This window comes from Lacinutrix sp. MEBiC02404 (assembly GCF_053601575.1).
In genome coordinates this window covers 1-228 of record NZ_JBSHNV010000115.1, presented here as the reverse complement: position 1 = coordinate 228, position 228 = coordinate 1, and the positions used below count along the sequence as shown (strand labels likewise).

At 41.7% G+C, this 228-nt stretch carries 1 protein-coding gene; it reads right to left on the bottom strand.

Annotation, left to right across the window (positions count from 1 at the left end):
- The coding region (locus ACVCXO_RS02900) for a hypothetical protein (protein WP_452228096.1) at positions 1 to 228 on the bottom strand (228 nt) is incomplete at both ends.

The window sequence follows — 228 nt, the reverse complement described above, 5'->3', positions numbered from 1 at the left end:
GTATCACTTGTTTCTCCATCGCCATCACAATCTGTGATTGCTGTTACAGGTAATGTAATATCTGCTACAGTAAATTCACATGCATCGTTTGGATCTGTGTCGTTTGGTCCTTGAACGCCGTCTCCATCAGGATCTACTTCGTCTAAGTTACTTACTCCATCACCATCACAATCTGCAGTTGCCCAGTCACTTGTTGTGTCTGTTAAATCTACATTGGATAATGTTCCT